Origin of the sequence: uncultured Desulfovibrio sp. (assembly GCF_944327235.1) — a bacterium.
Lineage (GTDB): Bacteria > Desulfobacterota > Desulfovibrionia > Desulfovibrionales > Desulfovibrionaceae > Desulfovibrio.
In genome coordinates this window covers 1-3,504 of the sequence record NZ_CALVHE010000139.1, presented here as the reverse complement: position 1 = coordinate 3,504, position 3,504 = coordinate 1, and the positions used below count along the sequence as shown (strand labels likewise).

Below are 3,504 nucleotides of genomic sequence, written 5' to 3'. Positions count from 1 at the left end.
CCAACGGTACGACCGGCGTCCCCCTGCTGTCCGTCAGGGATGGCTGCCCCTAACGCGGGGTACGGGGTCGTAGGGGGCAAGGGGCTGCGCAAGCCCCTGCCCCCTGCCCCTCGCCGGGAGGCGACCAAGCCCGGACGCCGGGCAGCATCCGCCATTCAACGAACGAAAGAAAGAACGAAAGAAAAAAAGGAAACTCGCCCTTACCCTCGCCCGCGCCCCTGTCCGTGGCCCTGACCGCGACCGTTGCCGTTGTCTCGACCACAGCCGCCACCCTGGCCACAACCGCCCTGCCCCTGCCTGCCATGACAATGACCATGACGATGCTGCTTTTCGCCTCCGCCGTGCGTCCCCTCGGCTGCCTGCTGTTCTTGCATGACCTCTTGCTGTTCGTTCATCCGCGTTTCCATGTCTTGCTCCTTTTTTGAAATATATTTCATTATATGGTTCGTGAAAAGCCGGGCCGCAGCCCGGCGTGTCCGCATACGTCGAGGCCTCATGCGCTCGCGACGGCATCACACGACGCCAGAAAACGCCCCAGCGGCAAGGCGGCCTCACAAAAATCCGCACGCGACAGACGGTGACCGTCATATTCCAGCAAGATCGAGCCTGTGCGAGCGGAAAAGGTCAGCGCCGTAAAACAGCCCTGACGCCCAAGCGCCTCCCGCAGGGGGCCATGCGCTTCCGGCTGCCGCAAGGCGGGATGCCGCAGACGCACGCGCCCATTGATGAAACTGACGATATGCGCCGCCAGCGCCGACAACGCGGCCTCCCGGCCTATGTCCCCCACCGACGCGGTGGACGGAGCCGCCACCAAGAGCGTGCGGGAGGAAGATGGGAGCGTCGCCTCCGGTCTGGACAGCATGTCACGCACCGTATCGCGCAGTCCGTCCCGCAACTCTTCGCCGCTGTGTCCGTTACAGCCGCCGGGACGACCGCCCGTCCGGAGGGCCTGCCCGACCTGCGGGCCTTGCCCGGCCCGACGACCATTCCCCTGACCGCCCGACCAAACAGCGTCCGGCCATGCCTCGCCGGTGGCCGTTTTGCCCAGTCGGGCAAGGACGGTCTTTGCCGCGCCGCGGCCAAGTCGCCCCACAAGGCGGCGGCCCGTGCGCGTGCCCAGCAGCCCCTTGCCGACCAGCATCACCAGTCCCATCCTGCTCAACATGACGTGTCCTCCTCGCTCATGCGCCGCGGCGGACGCCCGCCCCTGCCGCGCCCACGCTCGTGTATCGCCTCCCGGCCCGCCGCCGTCGCCGCGTCTCCACCGCTCTGTTCCGCACAGGCCGCCCCCCCGCCGTGACCATGCCGCCATGCGGGGCCGTGTCCGTGGCCGTGCCCACCGGGCCGCAGCCGCACATTGCCCCCCTCGCAGCGCAAGGCCCAGCCGTCCCGCAGGGCCGTGGCCACCCGCCTGCGGGCCTCACCCAGCAGACGACAGAGCGTCGGCGTGGAGACGCCCATCCGCTCGGCGGCCGCTTCCTGCGACAAGCCTTCCGCATCCACGAGACGCAAGGCCTCGTACATGTCCAGCCCCAGCGTCATGTCCGCCGCCTCCCGCCGTCCTTGCGGCAGATAGCGTTCCCACGGGGGCGGAGATTCGATATGGCGGGGTTTTGGCGGTCGCATGGCCTGCTCCTCTTGTTTTAAAACATATTTCATATCTAAGGCGGGAAAGCCGATCCGTCAAGAGGGTCGCGCAACACATGCGCGCCGTCCGCCGTTGACGCGGGCCTGCCGGAAAAACAAATTTTTTCTGTCAACCATGTCGATTCCTTAGCGATGGGCCCGGAAATCAGTCATTGCCAGCGGGCGCGGATTCGGCTACATATTTTCAGGTTTTTCCGCTAGTTTTGACAATAGTCATTGTGCTTTTTCAAGGAGGACAGAGGATGTCTTACGCACAGAACGTCATGGAAGGGCTGAAACAGAAATACGCCAGCGAACCCGTCTTCCTGCAGGCCGTGCAGGAAGTGCTGATGACCCTGCAGCCCGCTCTGGACAAGGACCCCAAGTACCAGAAGAACAAGATTCTGGAACGCATCGTGGAGCCGGAGCGCGCCATCAGCTTCCGCGTGGAGTGGGTGGACGACAAGGGCGAGATCCAGGTCAATCGCGGCTATCGCGTGCAGTACAATTCCGCCATCGGCCCCTACAAGGGCGGTCTGCGCTTCCATCCCAGCGTCAACCTCGGCATCCTCAAGTTCCTCGGCTTTGAACAGATCTTCAAGAACTCCCTCACCGGTCTGGCCATCGGCGGCGGCAAGGGCGGCGCGGACTTCGATCCCAAGAGCAAGTCCGAGGTGGAAGTCATGCGCTTCTGTCAGGCCTTCATGAACGAACTCTTCCGCCACATCGGTGACACCATCGACGTGCCCGCCGGGGACATCGGCGTGGGCGGCCGCGAAGTGGGCTACATGTTCGGCCAGTACAAGAAGCTCACCAAGAGCTACGAAGGCGTGCTCACCGGCAAGAACCTGCTGTTCGGCGGCTCGCTGGCCCGCACCGAAGCCACGGGCTACGGCAACGTCTACTTTGCCCAGAGCATGATGGAATCCCGCGGCGACAGCCTCGAAGGCAAGACCTGCGTGGTTTCCGGCGCGGGCAACGTGGCCATCTACTGCTGCGAAAAGCTCATCCAGATCGGCGCCAAGCCCGTGACCGTCTGCGATTCGCGCGGCATGATCCACGACGCCGACGGCATCAAGGTCGACGTGCTCAAGCAGGTGAAGGAAGTGGAACGCGCCTCCCTGACCCGCTACGCCGAACTCGTGCCCGGCGCCAAATACACCCCCGTGTCCGACTACCCCGCCGGCCGCAATGCCGTGTGGAGCGTGCCCTGCGACGCGGCCTTCCCCTGCGCCACCCAGAATGAACTCAACCTCGAGGACGCCAAGGCCCTGCTGGCCAACGGCTGCAAGTGCGTGAGCGAAGGCGCCAACATGCCCTCCACCCTCGAAGCCGTGCACGCTTTCCTCGAGGCGGGCATCTGCTACGGCCCGGCCAAGGCCGCCAATGCCGGCGGCGTGGCCACCAGCCAGCTCGAAATGGCCCAGAACGCCAGTATGCAGGCCTGGGACTTCGATACCGTGGACAACAAGCTCAAGGGCATCATGAAGCACATCTTCACCAGCGCCTCCGAGACCGCCAAGGAATTCGGCAACGCCCATAACCTCGTGCTGGGCGCCAATATCGCCGGTTTCCGCAAGGTGGCCGACGCCATGATCGCTCAGGGCGTCTGCTGATACGCCACGCTCGTTACCGTGAGGGAGGGGAGACCCTCCCCCGCTTTCCGGCCCGTAACGCCCACAGCGTTGCGGGCTATTTTTTTGCCCTTCTTCTGTCTGGGGAAGGGGGTCCACCGCGCTCCGCTGTCGATGCCCGTAAGGCTCCTGCGTCGCCCGGCCGAAACCAAGCGGAAAAACTGCGTTTTTTCCGTAGTGTGGGGGCAGCGTCAGCATGGAGATCGGACACGATTTCAATGCGGATCCGCTCTAGGGTCAGGAC

The 3,504-nt window shown here is 64.5% G+C and carries 3 protein-coding genes; 1 reads left to right on the top strand and 2 read right to left on the bottom strand.

Annotated features, from left to right (window positions below; translation table 11 throughout):
• Positions 1 to 493: 493 nt before the first annotated feature.
• Both Q0K00_RS11545 and Q0K00_RS11540 read right to left on the bottom strand, forming a co-directional pair.
• Complete coding sequence (locus Q0K00_RS11545; RefSeq protein ID WP_297229682.1) at positions 494 to 1,165, bottom strand: hypothetical protein; 672 nt, start codon at positions 1,163 to 1,165, stop codon at positions 494 to 496.
• On the bottom strand, positions 1,159 to 1,626 hold the full coding sequence (locus tag Q0K00_RS11540; RefSeq protein WP_297229680.1) for a DUF134 domain-containing protein: 468 nt from the start codon (positions 1,624 to 1,626) through the stop codon (positions 1,159 to 1,161). The genes Q0K00_RS11545 and Q0K00_RS11540 overlap by 7 nt, the downstream gene beginning before the upstream one ends.
• A gap of 263 nt (positions 1,627 to 1,889) precedes the next feature.
• Here Q0K00_RS11540 and gdhA point away from each other — a divergent pair, with 263 nt between their 5' ends.
• On the top strand, positions 1,890 to 3,242 hold the full coding sequence (gene gdhA, locus Q0K00_RS11535) for an NADP-specific glutamate dehydrogenase (RefSeq protein WP_297229678.1): 1,353 nt from the start codon (positions 1,890 to 1,892) through the stop codon (positions 3,240 to 3,242).
• Positions 3,243 to 3,504 lie beyond the last annotated feature (262 nt).

Coding starts and splice junctions, on each gene's coding strand:
- Q0K00_RS11545 (WP_297229682.1), bottom strand. CDS start 1,165: ATGTTGAGCAGGATGGGACTGGTGATGCTGGTCGGCAAGGGGCTGCTG.
- Q0K00_RS11540 (WP_297229680.1), bottom strand. CDS start 1,626: ATGCGACCGCCAAAACCCCGCCATATCGAATCTCCGCCCCCGTGGGAA.
- gdhA (WP_297229678.1), top strand. CDS start 1,890: ATGTCTTACGCACAGAACGTCATGGAAGGGCTGAAACAGAAATACGCC.